The 18,906-nt window shown below is 73.1% G+C and carries 22 protein-coding genes; 9 read left to right on the top strand and 13 right to left on the bottom strand.

All coding sequences use genetic code 11. The annotated features are described in order from the left end of the window. Positions 1-19 precede the first annotated feature (19 nt). Both H7344_RS09680 and H7344_RS09675 read right to left on the bottom strand, forming a co-directional pair. Positions 20-826 carry an ABC transporter permease gene (locus tag H7344_RS09680; RefSeq protein WP_186345798.1) on the bottom strand — a complete coding sequence of 269 codons (807 nt, stop codon included), beginning with the start codon at positions 824-826 and terminating at the stop codon, positions 20-22. After that, complete coding sequence (locus tag H7344_RS09675) at positions 823-1,758, bottom strand: ABC transporter ATP-binding protein (protein WP_186345797.1); 936 nt, start codon at positions 1,756-1,758, stop codon at positions 823-825. The genes H7344_RS09680 and H7344_RS09675 overlap by 4 nt, the downstream gene beginning before the upstream one ends. Before the next feature lie 132 nt (positions 1,759-1,890). On the opposite strand from H7344_RS09675, the gene H7344_RS09670 reads away from it, so the two are divergent. Further along, complete coding sequence (locus H7344_RS09670; RefSeq protein WP_186345796.1) at positions 1,891-3,057, top strand: sensor histidine kinase; 1,167 nt, start codon at positions 1,891-1,893, stop codon at positions 3,055-3,057. Continuing rightward, positions 3,054-3,734, top strand: a complete 681-nt coding sequence (locus H7344_RS09665; RefSeq protein WP_186345795.1) for a response regulator — start codon at positions 3,054-3,056, stop codon at positions 3,732-3,734. The genes H7344_RS09670 and H7344_RS09665 overlap by 4 nt, the downstream gene beginning before the upstream one ends. Positions 3,735-3,974: 240 nt before the next feature. On the opposite strand, the gene H7344_RS09660 is transcribed toward H7344_RS09665, so the two are convergent. Continuing rightward, entirely contained in the window at positions 3,975-4,748 is a 774-nt protein-coding gene (locus H7344_RS09660) for an MBL fold metallo-hydrolase (protein WP_186345794.1), read from the bottom strand. Between the two features lie 174 nt (positions 4,749-4,922). Here H7344_RS09660 and H7344_RS09655 point away from each other — a divergent pair, with 174 nt between their 5' ends. Next, positions 4,923-5,975: an alkaline phosphatase family protein gene (locus H7344_RS09655; RefSeq protein ID WP_186345793.1), complete on the top strand. Its 1,053-nt coding sequence runs from the start codon at positions 4,923-4,925 to the stop codon at positions 5,973-5,975. A 28-nt stretch (positions 5,976-6,003) separates the two neighbouring features. On the opposite strand, the gene H7344_RS09650 is transcribed toward H7344_RS09655, so the two are convergent. The 5 genes from H7344_RS09650 to H7344_RS09630 all read right to left on the bottom strand — a co-directional run bounded on the left by H7344_RS09650 (position 6,004) and on the right by H7344_RS09630 (position 9,498). Continuing rightward, on the bottom strand, positions 6,004-7,116 hold the full coding sequence (locus tag H7344_RS09650; protein WP_186345792.1) for a DUF3152 domain-containing protein: 1,113 nt from the start codon (positions 7,114-7,116) through the stop codon (positions 6,004-6,006). Further along, the gene (locus H7344_RS09645) at positions 7,107-8,054 is read right to left on the bottom strand and encodes a PLP-dependent cysteine synthase family protein (RefSeq protein ID WP_186345791.1); all 948 of its coding nucleotides are present in this window, start codon (positions 8,052-8,054) and stop codon (positions 7,107-7,109) included. Before H7344_RS09645 ends, H7344_RS09650 begins: the two co-directional genes overlap by 10 nt. Positions 8,055-8,092: 38 nt before the next feature. Continuing rightward, positions 8,093-8,656, bottom strand: coding sequence for an NYN domain-containing protein (locus H7344_RS09640; RefSeq protein ID WP_186345790.1), 564 nt, complete (start codon positions 8,654-8,656; stop codon positions 8,093-8,095). 51 nt (positions 8,657-8,707) lie between these two features. Further along, positions 8,708-8,983 (bottom strand): MoaD/ThiS family protein, encoded by a 276-nt coding sequence (locus H7344_RS09635; RefSeq protein WP_186345789.1) that lies wholly within the window; start codon positions 8,981-8,983, stop codon positions 8,708-8,710. A gap of 80 nt (positions 8,984-9,063) precedes the next feature. Beyond that, positions 9,064-9,498, bottom strand: a complete 435-nt coding sequence (locus H7344_RS09630) for a Mov34/MPN/PAD-1 family protein (RefSeq protein ID WP_186345788.1) — start codon at positions 9,496-9,498, stop codon at positions 9,064-9,066. Positions 9,499-9,582: 84 nt separating this feature from the next. Between H7344_RS09630 and gdhA the strand changes: the two genes are divergently transcribed. After that, the gene (gdhA, locus tag H7344_RS09625; protein WP_186345787.1) at positions 9,583-10,929 is read left to right on the top strand and encodes an NADP-specific glutamate dehydrogenase; all 1,347 of its coding nucleotides are present in this window, start codon (positions 9,583-9,585) and stop codon (positions 10,927-10,929) included. 107 nt (positions 10,930-11,036) lie between these two features. Here the strand turns inward: gdhA and H7344_RS09620 are convergent, their stop codons facing one another. Genes H7344_RS09620 through clpS form a run of 3 tightly spaced genes read right to left on the bottom strand, consistent with a single transcriptional unit; the run spans position 11,037 to position 12,422 of the window. Further along, positions 11,037-11,504 (bottom strand): NUDIX hydrolase, encoded by a 468-nt coding sequence (locus tag H7344_RS09620; RefSeq protein ID WP_186345786.1) that lies wholly within the window; start codon positions 11,502-11,504, stop codon positions 11,037-11,039. Between the two features lie 34 nt (positions 11,505-11,538). Beyond that, the gene (locus H7344_RS09615; RefSeq protein ID WP_186345785.1) at positions 11,539-12,129 is read right to left on the bottom strand and encodes a DUF2017 domain-containing protein; all 591 of its coding nucleotides are present in this window, start codon (positions 12,127-12,129) and stop codon (positions 11,539-11,541) included. Then, a complete protein-coding gene (gene clpS, locus H7344_RS09610) occupies positions 12,126-12,422 on the bottom strand; it encodes an ATP-dependent Clp protease adapter ClpS (protein WP_186345784.1) in 297 nt (98 codons plus the stop codon). The genes H7344_RS09615 and clpS overlap by 4 nt, the downstream gene beginning before the upstream one ends. A 109-nt stretch (positions 12,423-12,531) precedes the next feature. Between clpS and H7344_RS09605 the strand changes: the two genes are divergently transcribed. The 5 genes from H7344_RS09605 (at position 12,532) to H7344_RS09590 (ending at position 17,074) form a co-directional block, all read left to right on the top strand. Further along, positions 12,532-13,773 carry a nicotinate phosphoribosyltransferase gene (locus tag H7344_RS09605; RefSeq protein ID WP_229706960.1) on the top strand — a complete coding sequence of 414 codons (1,242 nt, stop codon included), beginning with the start codon at positions 12,532-12,534 and terminating at the stop codon, positions 13,771-13,773. 32 nt (positions 13,774-13,805) lie between these two features. Continuing rightward, on the top strand, positions 13,806-14,363 hold the full coding sequence (locus H7344_RS20230; RefSeq protein WP_222130442.1) for an isochorismatase family protein: 558 nt from the start codon (positions 13,806-13,808) through the stop codon (positions 14,361-14,363). Next, the gene (locus H7344_RS20225; RefSeq protein WP_229706890.1) at positions 14,356-15,141 is read left to right on the top strand and encodes an enoyl-CoA hydratase-related protein; all 786 of its coding nucleotides are present in this window, start codon (positions 14,356-14,358) and stop codon (positions 15,139-15,141) included. The genes H7344_RS20230 and H7344_RS20225 overlap by 8 nt, the downstream gene beginning before the upstream one ends. Before the next feature lie 176 nt (positions 15,142-15,317). Continuing rightward, positions 15,318-15,815 carry an ArsR/SmtB family transcription factor gene (locus H7344_RS09595; protein WP_186345781.1) on the top strand — a complete coding sequence of 166 codons (498 nt, stop codon included), beginning with the start codon at positions 15,318-15,320 and terminating at the stop codon, positions 15,813-15,815. After that, positions 15,812-17,074, top strand: coding sequence for an MFS transporter (locus H7344_RS09590; RefSeq protein ID WP_229706891.1), 1,263 nt, complete (start codon positions 15,812-15,814; stop codon positions 17,072-17,074). The genes H7344_RS09595 and H7344_RS09590 overlap by 4 nt, the downstream gene beginning before the upstream one ends. 15 nt (positions 17,075-17,089) lie before the next feature. Here the strand turns inward: H7344_RS09590 and H7344_RS09585 are convergent, their stop codons facing one another. Then, complete coding sequence (locus tag H7344_RS09585) at positions 17,090-17,617, bottom strand: DUF1697 domain-containing protein (RefSeq protein WP_186345780.1); 528 nt, start codon at positions 17,615-17,617, stop codon at positions 17,090-17,092. Positions 17,618-17,636: 19 nt separating this feature from the next. Further along, positions 17,637-18,875 (bottom strand): 4-hydroxyphenylpyruvate dioxygenase, encoded by a 1,239-nt coding sequence (gene hppD, locus H7344_RS09580; RefSeq protein ID WP_186345779.1) that lies wholly within the window; start codon positions 18,873-18,875, stop codon positions 17,637-17,639. Positions 18,876-18,906 lie beyond the last annotated feature (31 nt).

Here is an 18,906-nt window from a genome sequence, read left to right as displayed (position 1 = left end):
GGCCCCGGGCAGCCGGGTGCTACTTGACCTCGGCCCGCAGCACGCGGATCCAACCGAGCACGAACGGGACGACGATCCAGATCAGCGTGGTGGTGCCGAGCTGGGCGTACTGCTCACCGGTCAGCCCGGCGCCCCCGAAGCTGCTGAAGAGCGGCTCCTGCGCCGTGCCGAGGTCCAGCCACGGCGCGAGGTCGCGCAGCGCCGAGACCAGGCTGAACACGATGCTCGAGGCGATCGGCAGCACGAAGAACGTCACGATCGCGGCCGGGGTGTTGAGCAGGATCAAGCCGTAGGCCAGACCCTGGAGGATGGTCAGCAGCTGGAGGGCCAGGAAGAGCGCGAACAGCTTGGTCTCGAGGTCGTCGAAGCCGCCCTCGGCCCCGCCGAGGACCGTGCAGACCGCCGCGACCACGAGCGCGGCGACGAACGCCGCGAGACCGAAGATCAGCGCGGCGACCGTCTTGGCGGCGATCACCTTGGTGCGCGCGGGCTCCAGCGAGAAGGTCACCATCGCCGTGCGCTGGCTCCACTCGCTGGTGACCAGCAGGATGCCGAGCACCGGCAGCAGGAAGCCCTGCGGGGTGGCCGAGATGCCGATGAAGTTGCCGAACGTCCGGTCGGGACCGTCGGCGGCGAAGAAGAAGATCGTCATGATCGCCGCGGTGATCAGCACGATCGCGCCGAGCAGCCACCGGCCGGCGCGGGTGTCGTAGATCTTGCGCAGCTCGACCCCGACCAAGCGGGTGAACGGCACCTTCGGCGTGCCGGAGACGTCGAGGGTCATCGAGGGTCCGGCGGCGGAGGACGAGGGGGTGGTGGTGCTCATGCCTGGGCTCCTTCCTGGAGCTGGGTCGCGGCCTCGGGGTGGCCCTCGCGCTGGGTGCCGGCGGTGAGCTCGAGGAAGAGGTCCTCGAGGCCGCGGGCGCCGCTGCGCAGGTCCGTCAGCACGACGCCGGCCTCGAGCGCGGCGCGGCCGACCTCGGCGGGCTCCGCATCGACGCGCAGCCCGGAGCCGGCCGGCGCGGCGGCGTACCCCTTGGCCTGCAGGGCGCCGGCCAGGCGCTCGTTGTCGAGGGAGGTGACCAGCGCGGCCGCGGGGCCCGACTGGGCGAGCAGCGACGCCTTGTCCCCCTGCGCGACGATCTTGCCGCGGCCGATGAGGATCATCTCGTCGGCGACCAGCTCGACCTCGTTGAGCAGGTGGCTGGAGAGCAGGACGGTGCCGCCGCGGTTGGCGTAGCCCTTGAGCAGGTCGCGCATCCAGCGGATGCCGGCCGGGTCGAGGCCGTTGGCGGGCTCGTCGAGGATGAGCACCGACGGGTCGCCGAGCAGCGCGTGGGCGATGCCGAGACGCTGCTTCATGCCGAGGGAGTAGTTGCGCATCCGGCGCTTGGCCTCGGCGTCGGTCAGCGACACCAGCGCCAGCATCTCGTCGACGCGCGACATGGGAAGGCCCATCGTCTTCGCGCCGAGGGTGAGGATCTCGCGGCCGGTGCGGCCGGCGTGCTGGGCACCGGCGTCGAGGAGCACGCCCACGTGACGGCCCGGGTTCGGGATGTCGTGGTAGTCCAGCCCCCCGATCGTCACGGTCCCGCGGGTCGGCGGGGTCAGGCCCACCATGATCCGCATCGTGGTGGTCTTCCCGGCGCCGTTCGGCCCGAGGAAGCCGGTCACGCGGCCGGGTTGGCAGGTGAAGCTCACGTCGTCGACGGCGGTGAACCCGCCGTACGTCCTGGTCAGTCGGTCGACCTTGATCATGCCCCCACCCTGCCCGACGCGGGCCGCTCCGCGCACCGGACGCGCGGCGGTGCCGGGGTGACCTAAGTAGGGGTTCGGCGCCGACCGGCGCAGGCTGGGGGTACGCCGGCGGGCGGCCCTAGCCTGTCGGGCGTGGACCGGCCGACCCAGGACGACGTCGCGCCGCCGCTGACGCCCTGGGGGCGGACGTGGCGGCTGCTCGCCGTGCTGGCGCTGAGCGCGGCCGTGTGGCTGCCGATCGCGGAGGACCAGCTGCGCGAGACGCCGTGGCTGGGCCGGCTCGACGTGACCCTGGGCGTGCTGTCGTGCCTGCTCGTCACCCAGCGGCGGCGCTGGCCGCTGGCCGTGGCGTTGCTGCTCAGCGCGTTCGGCGCGGTCTCGGGCCTCGCCGCCGGCCCCGCCACGCTGGCCGCCGTCTCGGTGGCGACGCGACGGCGGTGGCCGGAGCTGGTGGCGGTCTTCGTCGTCGGGCTCGCCGGCGCGCAGGTCTTCACGATGACCCAGGACGACCGCAGCACCGACCCGCTTTGGCTGCTCACCACGCTCAACGTCGTGGTGCTGGCGGCGTGCATCGGGTGGGGCATGTACGTCGGCTCGCGCCGCGAGCTGCTGTGGACGCTGCGGGCCCGGGCCGAGCGCGCCGAGGCCGAGCAGGAGCTCCGCGCGGACCGGGCCCGGGCGACCGAGCGGGCGCGGATCGCCCGCGAGATGCACGACGTCCTCGCGCACCGGATCTCCCAGATCTCGCTGCACGCCGGCGCGCTGGGGTTCCGCGAGGACCTGACCGCCGAGGAGATGCGGGCCAGCGCCGCGGTCATCCAGGCCAAGGCGCACGAGGCGCTCACCGACCTGCGCGGGGTGCTCGGCGTGCTCCGCGACGAGGACACCGGCGAGGTGGTGCACGCGCCCCAGCCGACGTACGACGACGTCCCGCGGCTGGTGGCCGAGGCGCGGGAGGCGGGGCTCCACGTCGAGCACGTCGACCGGGTGGACGACAGCGCCGGGCCGGTGCCCGACGTGGTCGGCCGCACCGTCTACCGGATCGTCCAGGAGGGGATCACGAACGCCCGCAAGCACGCGCCGGGGGCCCTGCTGACCATCGAGCTGGCCGGGTCGCCGGAGGAGGGCGTCGCCGTGACGCTGTGCAACCCGCTCGGCTTCGGAGTGGCCGTCACGCCCGGCGCCGGCCTCGGGCTGGTGGGGCTGTCGGAGCGGGCCGCGCTGCGCGGTGGCCGGCTCGAGCACCGTCGCGACGGCGGGGCATTCGTGCTGCACGGGTGGTTGCCGTGGACGGCATGACCACAGGTCTCCCTGCTCCCGTGCGGGTGCTGGTGGTGGACGACGACCCGATCGTCCGGTCGGCGCTGTCGCTCATGCTGGGCGGGCAGGCCGACCTCGAGGTGGTCGGCGAGGCCGGCGACGGCCAGGAGGGCGTGGCGCTCGTCGAGCGGCTGCGTCCCGACGTCGTGCTCATGGACATCCGGATGCCGGTGCTCGACGGGCTCGAGGCGACCCGACGGCTGCACCGACTCCCGGAGCCGCCGCGGGTGATCGTGCTGACGACGTTCGACGCCGACGAGCACGTGGTGCAGGCGCTCGCCGCCGGCGCGGACGGGTTCCTGCTCAAGGACACTCCCCCCGCCCGGATCGTCGAGGCACTGCGCAAGGTCGCCGACGGCGAGCCGATGCTCTCCCCCTCGGTCACCCGCACCCTCATCGACCGGCTGCGCGCCGACCACGCCGACCCGGCCGACGACCGGGCGGCCCGCGCGGAGCGCCGGCTCTCGTCGCTGACCGACCGCGAGCGCGAGGTGGCGCTCGCCGTCGGCCGCGGCCTCAGCAACGCCGAGATCGCCCGCGAGCTGCACCTGTCCGTGCCGACCGTCAAGGCGCACGTGTCGCGGCTGTTCGAGAAGCTCGTCGTCACGAACCGCGTGCAGATCGCCATCTGCGTCCACGACGCCGGGTTGGCCTGAGCGTCGCCTGGTCCCTCGGGGTCCGGCGACCCGCGGCTTGCCCGGACCCCTGATGTCCACGGCCGCCCGACGGGGTCCCGGGCGCACACGATCGTTCAATTGAGCGGTTGTTGCGGGGTGGAAGCGCTTCCGACTGCTACTCCCCAGCAATTGAACGATCGTTGACGCCCGGACGCCCGGGATCGAGACGCCGAGATGGGATGGCCCGGGAGCGCGAGCTGTCGACGCGCAGGGGCTGGCTCAGGAGCCGAGCTCGTAGACCGCGCCGGGGCGGGCGAGCTCGAGGGGGCCGTCGTACACCGCGGTGGCCTCGGCGAGGACGACGGCGGGGTCGTGCCAGGGCGGGACGTGGGTGAGGACGAGCCGGCGGGCGCGGGCGCGGGTGGCGGTGGTGCCGCAGTCGGCACCGGTGAGATGCAGGTCCTCGGGGTTGTCCTGGCCCTCCTCGAAGGATGCCTCGGCGAGGAACAGGTCGGCGTCGGCAGCCAGCCGGTCGAGCCCTTCGCACGGGCCGGTGTCGCCGCTGTAGGCGAGCACGGCGCCGTCGGCCTCGATCCGCAGGCCGAAGGCCGGCACCGGGTGGGCGACCGGGACGGGGTCGACGGCGAACGGCCCGATCCGGACCGGCCCGTCCCAGACCACGAAGTCGAACTCCTCGCGCATGCCGGGGTCCAGCGGCAGGTCGTAGGCGCGGGCCATCCGGTCCGCGGTGCCCTCGGGGCCGTGCACCGGGATCCGGCGCTGCGGACCGTCGGGGTGGTAGCGCCGCAGCACGTGGTAGCCGCACAGGTCGAGGCAGTGGTCGGCGTGCAGGTGGCTGAGCAGCACCGCGTCGATCGCGAGCGGGTCGGCGACGCTGTGCAGCGGGCCGAGCGCGCCGCTGCCGAGGTCCACGAGCACCCGCCAGGTGCGGGAGCCGGTTCCGTCGTCGTGCTCGGCCTCGAGCAGGTAGCAGCTGGCCGGCGACGTGGGTCCCGGGTAGGACCCGGAACAGCCGATGACCGTGAGCCTCACGCGCGTCCTCCCCCGAGACGTCCGCCCGCGGTGACCCGGGCGCCGGGGACGGCGGCGGGAGCGGACACGAGCGGCACGGACGCAACGGTAAGCGCAACCGCCCTCGATTGGCACGGACTCTTGAGCAGCGTCACGTCGCGTCGAGCCACGTCACACGCGGGTTAGCGTGGGTGCGTGCGCCGTACCCCCCTCGTTGCCGCCGCGCTGACCGCGCTTGCCTCGCTCGCCTGCACCTCCACCCCGGCCGGTACGTCGCCGGGTGACGCGTCGGCGGACGCGTCGGCCACCGCGGCCCGGGCGTCCGCGGCCACGCGCGAGGTCCCGGCCGACCGCCGCGTGCTGGCGATCTCGGTGGACGGTCTCAACCCGTCGGCGCTCGGCCGGCTGGGCCGTGGCCGCACGCCGGCGCTCCACCGGCTGCTCGCCGAGGGCGCGTCGACCCGGAACGCCCGCACCGCGCGCGAGCTGACCCTGACGCTGCCCAACCACACCGGCATGGTCACCGGCCGCCGGGTCGACGCGAGCCGCGGCGGTCACGGCATCACCTGGAACTCCCACCGCCCCGGCACGACCGTCCAGCGCGCAGCCGGCCACGGGGTGGCGTCGGTCTTCAGCGTCGTCCACGCCGCCGGGGGCGAGTCGTCGGTGTTCACCGGCAAGGACAAGTTCACGCTCTTCGACCGCTCCTGGCCGGCGGGCGTGACCGACCTGACGTACGACGAGGACCCGCTTGCCCTGGTCAAGGCGGCCCGTCGCGACCTGCGCCGCGAGGACCGGGCGCTGACCTTCGTCCACCTCGCCACCCCCGACGTCGCCGGGCACGAGCACGGCTTCATGACCGGGCCCTACCTCGAGGCCGTCGCGGCGACCGACTCCCTCATCGCGAGGCTCGTGCGGGCGGTCGAGGCCGACCCGGGGCTCCGGCGGGAGGTCGTGGTCGTGCTCACCGCCGACCACGGCGGCAAGGGCAAGGACCACTTCGACCCGACGCGGTACGCCGACTTCCGGGTGCCGTTCCTGGTGTGGGGTCCAGGCATCGCGCCCGCGGACCTCTACGCGCTCAACCCCGACCGCCGGGCGCCCGGCCGCTCGCGCACGTCGTACGCCGGCAGCCAGCCCGTCCGCAACGGCGACCTCGCCAACGTGGTGACCGGCCTGCTCGGGCTCGGCCCGGTGCCGGGGAGCGAGCTCGGCGTCGACGACCCGCTGGACGTCGTCGCGGACTGACCGCCGAGGCGGTCCGACGGGCCCAGCGCTAGCGCAGCTCGCGGACCGTCGGCCAGGGGTTGAACCGGCAGCCGCCGAGACCCTTGGACTGCTGCTGCATGACGGGGGCGAGCTGGCCGGCGCCGCCGCAGGACGCGTGGCCGCGGCCGAGCCAGTGGCCGGTCTCGTGGTTGACGACCATGTGGCGGTAGTCGCGCAGCGCGCCGCGAGCGGCGTTCCAGGCCGGCGAGGCGTGCTTCCACCGCTCCTGGTTGATGACGACGTAGCGGCCGACCCGGCAGCTCCACTGGGCACTGCAGATCGGGTGGAACGTCGGCACCTCGCCGGCGGCGGCGAGCACCAGGGTGAACGACCCGCCGCGGCGGACCGGCACGAACCGGACGCCCCCGCCGCGCCAGCCGCGCGCGTCGGCGTAGGTCTCCTGCGCCTGCCGGCGGAACGTCGCCAGGCTGGTGGTGATCCGCCCGCGGGTCTGCACGGAGTAGGTGACCGTCCGACGGACCCCGACGCGGTGCTCGACCCGCCGCGGAGCGGTGCGCAGCCGCACGGTCGTGTGGCCGGGCGCGGTCAGCCTGACGTCGGCGCGGACGTTGCGGCCGACGTCGCCGGGGCGCAGCCGGTAGGTGCGGCCGCGCTCCCCCGCGACCAGCTTCCCGCCGACGCGCCAGCGGACGCGCTGCACCCGCGGCGCGGGGCGCACGTCGCCGAGCGTGACGCGGACCGTGCGCCCGAAGCGGGTCACCCCGGCGACCCCCGGTGCGGTGCGCACCTGCAGCGGCGCGCGGCGTACGCGCTCGGTGGGCTCGGACCGCACGGTGGTCGAGTACCCGGCGCTGTCGGTGGCCGTCACCTCGACGCTGATCCGGCGGCCCAGGTCGTCGAGGCCGAGGTCGTAGGTGCGGCCGGTGGCACCGGGGACCGGCTCGGCGGCTCGCAGCCACTGGTAGCCGAACGTGAGGTCGGTGGTGTCCCACCGGCCCGCGCCCGCGACGAGCCGCTCGCCGAAGACCGGCTCGCCCTTGACCAGCGGCGACTGGGTCGGCGCCGGCTCGGCGGCCGCCGTGGCCGGCGTCGCGACGAGCAGGCCGAGGCCGAGCAGCAGCGCGGCCAGCAGCCGGGGCAGGCCCGACCTCAGGCCCACAGCTGGCCCTCGAGCCGGTCCTCGGCCTCGTCGACGGTGCCCTCGTAGGCGCCGGTGGAGAGGTACTTCCAGCCCCCGTCGCAGACCACGAACGCGATGTCGGCGGACTCGCCCGCCTTGACGGCCTTCGCGGCCTGGCCGAGCGCGGCGTGCAGGATCGCGCCGGTCGAGACGCCCGCGAAGATGCCCTCGAGCTCGAGCAGCTCGCGCACGCGGCGTACGGCGTCGCGCGGGCCGACCGAGAAGCGGGAGTCGATCAGGTCGGCGTCGTACAGCTCCGGCACGAACCCCTCGTCGAGGTTGCGCAGGCCGTAGACCAGCTCGCCGTACCGCGGCTCGGCCGCCACGATCCGCACCTCCGGCTTCGCCTTCCGGAAGAACCGGCTGACCCCCATCAGGGTGCCGGTGGTGCCGAGCCCCGCGACGAAGTGGGTGATCTCCGGCAGGTCGGCGAGCAGCTCGGGGCCGGTGCCCTCCTCGTGGGCGAGGGCGTTCGCGGCGTTGCCGTACTGGTAGAGCATCACCCAGTCGGGGTGCTCGTCGGCCACCCGCTTGGCGACGCGGACGGCCTCGTTGGACCCGCCCGCGGCCGGTGACGACACGATCTCCGCGCCCCACATCCGCAGCAGCTGGCGCCGCTCCTCGGAGGTGTTCTCGGGCATCACGCAGACGATCCGGTAGCCCTTGAGCTTGGCGGCCATCGCCAGCGAGATGCCGGTGTTGCCCGACGTCGGCTCGAGGATCGTGCAGCCGGGACGCAACGTGCCGTCGGCCTCGGCCTGCTCGATCATCCGCAGCGCCGGCCGGTCCTTGATCGACCCGGTCGGGTTGCGGTCCTCGAGCTTCGCCCACAGACGCACGTCCGGACTCGGGCTGAGCCGGGGCAGGCCGACGAGCGGAGTGCCGCCGACGGAGGCGAGCAGGTTGTCGTAGCGCATGGTCGTCGCAGTGCCCTTCGGGGTCTGACGGTCGGGTCTCAGCGCAGGAAGCGCTCGGGGTCGAACTCGTCGAGCGGGATGATCCGCACGCGCGGCAGCGGCACGTTGAACGCCCGCACGTCGTCCTCGAGGTCGTGGAGCTCGATGCCGAGCTGGTCGAACTGCGCGCTGGCGTACTCCCGGAGCGCCACCAGCCCGACGCGACGCTTGTAGGCGCTCTCGGAGAGCAGCCGGGAGAGGTGCTCGGCGAAGTCGGCGTCGTGGCTGACGAGCAGCACGTCGTCGGCACGCTGGACCAGCGCGTCCAGCGTGCGCTGGATGCCGATGTCGACGACCTTCTCGTCGGCCCGGCCGGACAGCGGGACGGGGCGGTAGTCCAGCGCGAGCAGCGCCTGCACGAAGCTGCTCGGGAGCGTCCCGTTGGAGGCGTTGAGGAAGAACAACCCGGTGACGGGCTGCCCCCACAGCTGCTCGGCGTACGCCGTCACGCGCTCCCAGCGGGGGCGCTCCTCAGGCAGCGGCCGGCGGCCGAGGAGAGAGTTGCCGAGCGTGGCGTCGATGTTCTCGCCGTCGACGAGGACGAACGTGCGGCGGTCGGTCATCAGGCGCTCACCATCGGAGCACCGTACCGCCGCCGCACGGGAGGCGTCGGGTCAGCAACCACCGGCGACGGCCGGCAGGACGACGACCTGGTCGCCGTCGGAGAGCTGGGCCTCGAGGCCGCCGATGAAGCGGACGTCCTCGTCGTTGATGTAGACGTTGACGAAGCGGCGCAGGTCGCCGTTGTCGATGAGGCGGTCCTTGATGCCGGGGTGGTTCGCCTCCAGGTCGTCGATCAGCGCGCTCAGGCTGCCACCCTCGCCGGTCACGGCCTTCTCGCCGTCGGTGTAGGTGCGCAGGATGGTCGGGATACGGACCTCGATGGCCATGGCTTCTCGGACTCCTCGTCGGTGCTGGTCTGGTGCTGGTCTGTGGTGCGGGACCGGGCGCTGCGCTGGTCAGGCTCGGGTCAGGCGCCGGGCAGTGCCGGGACGACGGTGACCTCTTCCTCGGTCACCTCGCCGTCGACGATCCTGTAGGACCTGAACTCCACCGGGCCCGCGTTATTCCCGTGCTCGCGCGTGCTGACGAGCACGTAGTGAGCGCCGGGCTCGCTGGCCAGGCCGATGTCGGTGCGGCTCGGGTAGGCCTCGGTGGCGGTGTGCGAGTGGTAGATCACGACCGGCTCCTCGTCGCGGTCCCACATCTGCTTGTAGAGCTCGAGCAGCTCGGTGGAGTCGAACTCGTAGAACGTCGGGCTCCCCGCCGCGTTCACCATCTCCACGACCCGTTCGGGCCGGTCGCTGCCCTCCGGGCCGGCCACGATGCCGCAGGCCTCGTCGGGGTGGTCGCGCTTGGCGTGCCGGACGATGGCGTCGTACGTCGCCTGGTCGATGGTGAGCACGCGCCCAGCCTAGGCGGGCCGTCCGCATGCCGGACACCGTGCCCGGTCCCCGGACCGTCCCGAGCCTTCCTTAGGCTTCTCCCCATGGAAACCCTGGACCCGATCCTCCAGCCGCACTTCGAGACGGTCCTCGCCCGGAACCCCGGCGAGGGCGAGTTCCACCAGGCGGTGCTGGAGGTGCTGGAGTCGCTCGGCCCGGTCGTGCGCAAGCACCAGCACTACGTCGACGAGGCCGTCATCGAGCGGCTCTGCGAGCCCGAGCGTCAGCTGATCTTCCGCGTGCCGTGGACCGACGACCAGGGCCGGGTCCAGATCAACCGCGCCTTCCGCGTCGAGTTCAACTCCGCGCTCGGTCCCTACAAGGGCGGCCTGCGGTTCCACCCGTCGGTCTACCTCGGCATCGTGAAGTTCCTCGGATTCGAGCAGATCTTCAAGAACGCGCTGACCGGCATGCCCATCGGCGGCGGCAAGGGCGGCTCGGACTTCGACCCCAAGGGCCGCAGCGACGCGGAGGTCATGCGCTTCTGCCAGTCGCTGATGACCGAGCTCTACCGCCACCTCGGCGAGTACACCGACGTCCCCGCCGGCGACATCGGCGTCGGCGGCCGCGAGATCGGCTACCTCTTCGGGCAGTACAAGCGGATCACCAACCGCTACGAGTCCGGCGTGCTGACCGGCAAGGGCCTCTCCTACGGCGGCTCGCAGGTGCGCACCGAGGCCACCGGCTACGGCACCGTCTTCTTCACCGAGGAGATGCTGCGTCTGAGCAACCGCTCGCTGTCCGGCCGCCGGGTGATCGTCTCCGGCTCGGGCAACGTCGCGATCTACGCCGCGCAGAAGGCCGCCGAGCTCGGCGCCCACGTCGTCGCGTGCTCGGACTCCTCCGGGTACGTCGTCGACGAGGCCGGCCTCGACATCGCGCTGCTCAAGCAGGTCAAGGAGGTCGACCGGGCGCGCCTCTCGGCCTACGCCGACCAGCGACCCGACGCGTCGTACGTCGCCGGCGGCCGCGTCTGGGACGTGCCGTGCGAGGTGGCGCTGCCTTGCGCGACCCAGAACGAGCTCGACGCCGCCGCCGCGCAGGCGCTCGTCACCAACGGCGTGCTCGCCGTGGCGGAGGGCGCGAACATGCCCTGCACCCCCGACGCCACCCGCGTCTTCCAGGAGAAGGGCGTCCTCTTCGCCCCCGGCAAGGCGGCCAACGCCGGCGGCGTCGCCACCAGCGCGCTGGAGATGCAGCAGAACGCCTCCCGCGACTCCTGGTCCTTCGCCCACACCGAGGAGCGGCTGCGCGACATCATGGTCGGCGTCCACGAGCGCTGCGCCTCCGCCGCCGACGAGTACGGCACCCCCGGCAACTACGTCGCCGGCGCCAACATCTCCTCGTTCCTCCAGGTCGCCGACGCCATGCTGTCGCTCGGCGTCGTCTGAGCGGCTCGCGGCCCTCCTCGGACCGACTCCGGGGTAGTAACGGACGTTCTTGTCCTTCGCCGGGGTAGTCACGGACGTTTCCGACCGTTACTACCCCGACGACGGGCTCAGGTGAGGAACCGCGCGGCGACCTCGTCGGCGAGGCCGGCGTCGATCCGGGCGAGCATGTGGTCCTCCATCGGCGGGAGGTCGGCGAGCGGCCACCAGCGGACGTCGGTGTTCTCGTCGTCGGCGGCGTGCGGCTCACCGGCGACCCACGAGCAGGCGAAGGTCAGGTCGAGGTAGACCCCGCGGTCGCCGTTGGGGTGGGTGATCCTCGGGCTCACGCTCACCGCGGCGAGCCGGTCCACCGAGATCTCGACCCCGGCCTCCTCGAGCGCCTCGCGCCGGGCCGCGACGGCCGGCTCCTCGCCGGGGTCGACGATCCCGGTCACCGGCGCCCAACGGCCGTTGTCGACGCGCTCGGTCAGCAGGACGTCGTCCCCGCGGCGTACGACCGCCGTCACCGCGGGCAGCCACAGCTCCCGGGTGCCGACCAGCTCGCGGAGCTCGGCGACGAACGACGGGATCGGCACGGCGCCGAGTCTCCCACCTCGAGCGGCGCGGTGGTCAGCGCCGCGCGCTCAACGCCTCGACGAGCGTCTCCTGGAGGTAGCCGACCCACTCGTAGATGTCGTGCGCCTGGGCGCGGGGGTCGTCGTCGGGGAGGCCGTGCCAGTAGTCCTCGTCGCCGTCCTCGACGCCGAGCCGGGTGGCCAGCGCGAGCCGGACGTCGGTGAAGGAGCGCATCCAGGTCTCGGCGGTCGGCTCGTCGAGCTCGACGTCGATCATCAGCCCGTCCTCGGTCAGCTCGGCGGGCAGCCCGGCCTCCTCGAGGCCGTCGATGATCGTCGCCGCGGCGCGGGCCTTGCCGTCGCGCAGGGCGCCCTCGGTGTAGCGGCGGAACTCCGAGGCGGCCTCGGCGTCGTCGCGGTACGCCGTGGGGAACAGGCGCGCGAGCACCGGGTCCTCCGGCTCGGTCGTGGGGCCGCTGAAGTCCATCATCGCCTCGAACGGGTCCGCGCCGTCGGTCGGCGCGGCCGCCTCGTTGCGCAGCAGCTCGACCAGCTGGGAAGCGAGCGAGCGCAGCAGGTCGGCCTCGAAGCCGGTGAAGTTGGCGATGACCCGGCCGCTGCGGCGGTGCCGCGCGAAGCCGCTCACTCGGAGCGGTCCATCGTCGCCCAGAGGCCGTACTCGTGCATCGCCTGCACGTCGCGCTCCATCTCCTCGCGGGTCCCCGAGCTGACGACGGACTTGCCGTCCTCGTGGACCTCCATCATCAGCTTCTCGGCCTTGCGCTTGTCGTAGCCGAAGTACTTCTGGAAGACGTAGGTCACGTACGACATCAGGTTGACCGGGTCGTTCCAGACGATCGTCACCCACGGCTTGGCCAGGAACGTGACCTCGTCGGGGGTGGTGGTCGGCTCGACCTCGACAGGACTGGCGGCGGACACGCCTCCATGGTGTCACAGCGATGTGGGCACTCTTGTCCCTGTGACCTCCACGACGGCACCCACCACCACGGCATCGACCGCGCTCCTCACCGACCACTACGAGCTGACGATGCTGCAGGCGGCGCTGGCCGCCGGCACGGCCGGACGCCGGTCGGTCTTCGAGCTGTTCCCGCGCCGCCTGCCGGAGGGCCGGCGGTACGGCGTGGTGGCCGGCGTGGGCCGCGCGCTGGACGCGATCGAGGCGTTCCGCTTCGACGACGAGGTGCTCGCGGCGCTCGAGGACGTCGTCGACGAGCCGACGCGCGAGTGGCTGGCGTCGTACCGCTTCTCCGGCGACGTCTGGGGCTACCCGGAGGGCGAGGTGTACTTCCCGCACTCGCCGCTGGTGGTGGTGGAGTCGACCTTCGCCGAGGCGGTGCTGCTGGAGACCGTGCTGCTGTCGATCTACAACCACGACTCCGCGATCGCGTCGGCCGCCTCGCGGATGACGATGGTCTCCTGCGAGCGGCCGTGCGTGGAGATGGGCTCGCGGCGCACCCACGAGGAGGCGGCGGTGGCGGCGGCGCGGGCGGCGTACGTCGCCGGCTTCGCCGGGACCTCGAACCTCGCGGCGCGGCAGCGGTACGGCGTACCCACCTCGGGCACGTCGGCGCACAGCTTCACGCTGCTGCACGACACCGAGACCGACGCGTTCCGCGCCCAGGTCGCCTCGCTCGGCGAGGGCACGACGCTGCTCGTCGACACCTACGACATCGCCGAGGCCGTGCGGGTCGGCGTCGAGGTGGCGGGGACCGGCCTCGGCGCGGTGCGGCTGGACTCCGGCGACCTCGGGTCGCTCGCGTCGGAGGTGCGCGGCCAGCTCGACTCGCTCGGCGCGACCGGCACGCGGATCATCGTGACGAGCGACCTGGACGAGTACGCCATCGCGGCGCTGGCCGCGGCGCCGGTCGACGGGTACGGCGTCGGCACCCAGCTGGTGACCGGCTCGGGACACCCGACCAGCGGGTTCGTCTACAAGCTCGTGGCCCGCGAGGGCGAGGGCGGCGCGACGGTGCCGGTGGCGAAGAAGAGCGCCGACAAGGCGTCGTACGGCGGCCGCAAGTACGCCCTGCGCCGTCTCGACAGCCGCGGCACCGCCGAGGCGGAGGTGGTCGGCACCGGCCGCGTGCCCGAGAACGACGGCGACGACCGCGAGCTGCTCGTCCCGCTCGTGCGCGACGGCGAGGTCGTCGGCCGAGAGCCGCTCGAGGCCGCGCGCGAGCGCCACCTGCGCTCGCGCGGCGAGCTGCCGCTGGCCGCCCAGCAGATGTCGCGCGGGGAGCCCGTGATCCCGACGATCCGCCTGGACTGACTCGGGCCGACCCGCTGGACTAGCCTCGCCGCATGGCTCGCGCACTCCTCGTCGTCGACGTCCAGAACGACTTCTGCGAGGGCGGCTCGCTGCCCGTGACCGGTGGGGCGCAGGTCGCCCGCGACGTGACCGCGCTGCTGCGCGACCGGGCCGCCGACTGGGCCCATGTCGTCGCCACCAAGGACCACCACCGCGATCCCGGCGACCACTGGTCCGACGACCCGGACTTCGTGCACTCCTGGCCCCGGCACTGCGAGGTCGGCACCGCCGGCGAGGACTTCCATCCCGAGCTGGACCCGGCGCCGTTCGAGGCGGTCTTCCGCAAGGGTGAGCACGCCGCGGCGTACTCCGGCTTCGAGGGCCTCGCCGAGGACGGCTCCACGCTCGCCGACTGGCTGCGCGCCCGCGGGGTCACCGAGGTCGACGTCTGCGGCATCGCCACCGACCACTGCGTGCGCGCCACGGCGCTCGACGCCGCCGCGGCCGGGTTCGCCACGCGGGTGCTGCTCGACCTGTGCGCCGGCGTCGCGCCGGCCACCACCGAGGCCGCGCTCGTCGAGCTGCGCGAGGCGGGTGTCGAGGTTGCCTGAGGCGCCCCGGCAGGGGTCGCCCGAGGTGCACGTCGACCTCACCGACGGCGTGCTGCGGCTGACCATGGACCGGCCGCGCGCGCTCAACGCCCTGACGCCCGACATGCCGGCGCTCATGGCGACGGAGATCGAGCGGGCGACCGCCCGCGACGACGTGCGGGTGGTCGTGCTGGCTGGCACCGGGCGGGCGTTCAGCACCGGCGCGGACATCTCCGGGAAGTACACGATCGACGACACCTCCATGGACACCGCGAACCGGTGGATCCGCGCGATCACCACCTGCGACAAGCCGGTCGTCGCCGCGGTCAACGGCGTCGCCGCCGGCGTCAGCTGCTCGGCGGCACTCGCGTGCGACCTGGTCGTCGCGGCCGAGTCGGCGTCGTTCCTGCTGCCGTTCGCCAACGTCGGGCTGATGGTCGACGGCGGCGCCTCCGCGACCGTCGCGGCCGCGATCGGCCGGGCCCGGGCGATGCGGATGGCGCTGCTCGCCGAACCGCTGCCGGCCCGCACGGCGTACGACATCGGGCTGGTCAGCCACCTCGCGCCCGACGCGTCGTTCGCCGAGGAGGTCGACGCGCTCGTCGCGCGGCTCGCTGCCGGCCCGCCGCTCGCGCTGGCCGCCAGCAAGAAGGCCGTCAACGCCGCCACCCTCACCCAGCTCGACGCCGCCCTCGAGCGCGAGAAGTCCGGCCAGTCCGTGCTGCTGCGCACCGCCGACGTCGTCGAGGGTGTCGTGGCCTTCGCCGAGCGTCGTCCGCCGGTCTTCCGCGGCGAGTAGCCCCCGCCGGTAGCTGCTTGTAACGCGCCGTCGTGACAACTACCGCGCCGTTCGAACGGCGCGGTCGTTGGTCGGACAGCGCGTTGCAAGCGACCACCGCCACCAACTCCCCAACAACCACTTGACGGTGGCGACCGACCAGCGGCAGACTCCCCAACGAGTCTTTGGGAGGTCGGATGGACGAGCCGGTGCAGGCCCTGCGGGCGACCGCGCACCCCCTGCGGCTGCGGATGCTGTCGCTGCTGACGGGTGCGGAGCTGAGCGCGGCCGAGGTGGCGCGCGAGCTCGACATCACGCACGCCAACGCGTCGTACCACCTGCGTGTGCTGGCCCGCGCCGGTGAGGTGGTCGTGGCCGGCGAGGAGCGGGTGCGCGGCGGCACGGCCAAGCGCTACCGGCACCCCTGGCGCGAGGGCCTGAAGCCCGCGGGGGCGCCCCGGGACATCGAGGTGCGGGCGATGGGCCAGGAGCTGGTACGCCGCTGGGAGGACCGCACGAAGGACCGGGCCCAGCTCTGCGACGCCGAGCTGTGGGTCAGCGAGGAGGCCTGGGCCGAGGCGATGACGCTCGTCCAGCGGGCGGCCGAGCTGGTCCACGAGGAGGCGCGCCCGCCGCGGAGCGAGGGCACCCGCAAGGTCGCGCTGACCATCGCGGCGTTCGGGATGGAGCCGTGAGCACCGTGGCGCGGCACAGCGCGCTGGCGCCGCTGCGGGAGCGCAACTTCCGGTGGTACTTCCTCTCCCGCCTGGTCAACCTGTCCGGCACGACGATGGCGCCGATCGCGCTGGCGTTCGCCGTGCTGGAGGTCAGCGACTCCGCCGGCGACCTCGGCGTGGTGCTCGCCGCGCACTCGATCCCGATGGTCGTCTTCATGCTCGCCGGCGGCGTCATCGCCGACCGGGTGGGCCGGACGCTCGTCATCCAGGGCGCGAACGTCGCCTCCGGGCTCAGCCAGGGCCTGCTCGCCGCGCTCCTGCTGGCCGGCCAGGCCGAGCTGTGGCACTTCGTCGTGCTCTCCGCCGTCAACGGCACGGTCTCGGCGGTCAACCTGCCGGCTCTCGCCGGTCTCGTCCCGCAGCTGGTCCCCCGTGACCAGCTGCAGGCGGCGAACGTGCTGGTGTCGATGACGCGCAGCACGATGCTCATCCTCGGCCCGACCGTCGCCGCCGGGCTGGTCGTCACCGTCGGCCCGGGCTGGGCGCTGGCGGTGGACGCCGCGGCCTGGCTGGTCGCGGCGGTCATGCTGCTGCCGGTGCGGATCCCGGCGCGCACCCGCCACGGCGTCACGCCGTCGGTGCTCGGCGAGCTCCGGGAGGGCTGGACGTTCTTCCGCTCGACCACCTGGCTGTGGGTGGTCGTGCTGGTCTTCTCGGTCACCAACGGGATCCACGAGGGTGCGTTCAACACCCTCGGGCCGGTGCTCGCGAAGGACAGCGACATCGGCGAGCACGGCTGGGGCCTGATCGTCTCCGCCCAGGCCGTCGGACTGCTCGTGATGACGCTGGTCCTGATGCGGGTGACGCTGCAACGGCCGCTGCTGGTCGGCATGGTGGGCGTGGCGTTCTTCGGGCTGCCGATCCTGGTCATGGGCGCGGTGCCGCAGACGTTTCCGATCATGCTCGCGGCCGTCGTCGCCGGCATGGGCGTGGAGATCTTCGGCCTCGGCTGGAACCTCGCGATGCAGGAGAACGTGCCCGAGGAGATGCTCTCGCGCGCCTACTCCTACGACATGCTCGGCTCGTTCGTCGCGATGCCCATCGGCCAGCTGACGTTCGGTCCGCTGGCCGAGGCCTTCGGCATGCGCGCCGTCCTGGTCACGGCGGGCGCGGCGTACCTCCTGCTCTCGCTGGCGACCTTGCTGTCGCGCTCGGTGCGCTCCCTGCCGCGGGCGAGCGCACCCGACCCGAGCAGGGCCGTGGAGGCGGTCGGCTGACCTGCCCGGCAGCGCTCAGGAGCACCACTTCTCGACCAGCGCCCGGACCACGGTGAGGTTGCGGTTGGTGGCGACGCCGAGCCGTTTCTCGACGGTCGCGTTGGTCAGGCTGGCGCCGCGGTAGCTCTCCCCCAGCATCAGGTGCACCGCCCGGCTGCCGACCCTCGCGACCGCGTCGGCGGTGCTGCGCTCCTCGAGCGCGCGCACCGCCTCGGGCGGCGGCTCGTCCTTGAGGAACGAGACGTAGTGGTTGCCCTCGTGGCCGTACGCCGCCGCCTGCTCGGCGACCTCACGCAGCTCCGCCGGAGTCAGCACGATCGTCGGCACCTCGAAGCCGGCCTCCGTGCGGAACGCCTCCTCCAGCGCCGCCTCGACCTCCGCCCGTGACTCGAGCGGGCAGTCGAAGCGGACGTTGCCGGTGTTGATGTGCGTGCGCACGTCGGTCCAGCCGAGCCCCTCCACCGCGGCGACGATCCGGTCCTTCGGGAACTTGCGCTTGGCGCCCAGGTTGATGGCGCGGAGGAAGGCGAGGTACGTCGGCACGCGGCCATCCTGCCGCAGGTCACAGGTTGCCGCGGGCCTCCTGCTCGCGCTCGATCGCCTCGAAGAGCGCCTTGAAGTTGCCCTTGCCGAACCCGAGCGAGCCGTGCCGCTCGATGAGCTCGTAGAACACCGTCGGCCGGTCGCCGACCGGCTTGGTGAAGATCTGCAGCAGGTAGCCGTCCTCGTCGCGGTCGACCAGGATCCGCCGCGCCTTGAGCTCTTCGATCGGCACCCGCACCTGGCCGATCCGCTCCCGCAGCTCGGGGTCGTCGTAGTAGGAGTCGGGGGTGGCGAGGAACTCCACGCCGTTGGCGCGCATGACGTCGACGGTGCGCAGGATGTCGTTGGTCGCGAGCGCGATGTGCTGGCAGCCGGCGCCGTCGTAGAACTCGAGGTACTCGTCGATCTGGGACTTCTTGCGGGCGACCGCCGGCTCGTTGAGCGGGAACTTCACCCGGTGGTTGCCGCTCGCGACGACCTTCGACATCAGCGCGGAGTAGTCGGTGGCGATGTCGTCGCCGATGAACTCCGCCATGTTCGAGAAGCCCATGACCCGGTGGTAGAACTCCACCCACTCGTCCATCCGGCCGAGCTCGACGTTGCCGACGCAGTGGTCGACGGCCTGGAAGAGCCGCTTCGGGTGGTCGGCGGGGCGCACGAGCGACGAGGTGCGGGCGACGTACCCGGGCAGGTAGGGGCCGGCGTACCGCGAGCGGTCGACGAGCGTGTGGCGGGTCTCGCCGTACGTCGCGATCGCGGCCGTCCGCACGGTGCCGTGCTCGTCGGACTCGTCGTGCGGCTCGACCAGCACCGTCGCGCCGGCGGACCGGGCGTGCTCGATGCACGCGTCGACGTCGGGCACCTCGAGCGCCAGGTCGACGACGCCGTCACCGTGGCGCCGGTGGTGGTCGAGGACCGGGCTGTCGGGCGTCACGCCACCGGTCAGGACGAACCGCGCGCTGCCCGAGCGCAGGACGTAGGACTTGCTGTCGCGACAGCCGGTCTCGGGGCCGCGGTACGCCTCGAGGTCCATGCCGAAGGCGAGCTGGTAGAACGCGGCCGCCTGCGTGGCGTTGCCCACGACGAAGCCGATCGCGTCCATGCCGGTGACCGGGAACGGGTCGCGGCTGGCGTCGTACTCCACCAGCCCGACCAGCTCGCGCAGCTGGTCCAGGGTCAGGTCGGCCTTGAGCTCGTCGGCGGTGAGGGCGCCGCCGGTCGTCCCGGCGTCACGGGTCGGGTCCTGGGTCGTCGTCATGTCCGCAGGGTGGGCCAGGTCACGCAACCTG

It is taken from the genome of Nocardioides deserti (genome assembly GCF_014266025.1).
GTDB classification, from domain to species: domain Bacteria; phylum Actinomycetota; class Actinomycetes; order Propionibacteriales; family Nocardioidaceae; genus Nocardioides; species Nocardioides deserti.
This window is presented reverse-complemented; position numbering and strand designations above follow the sequence as displayed.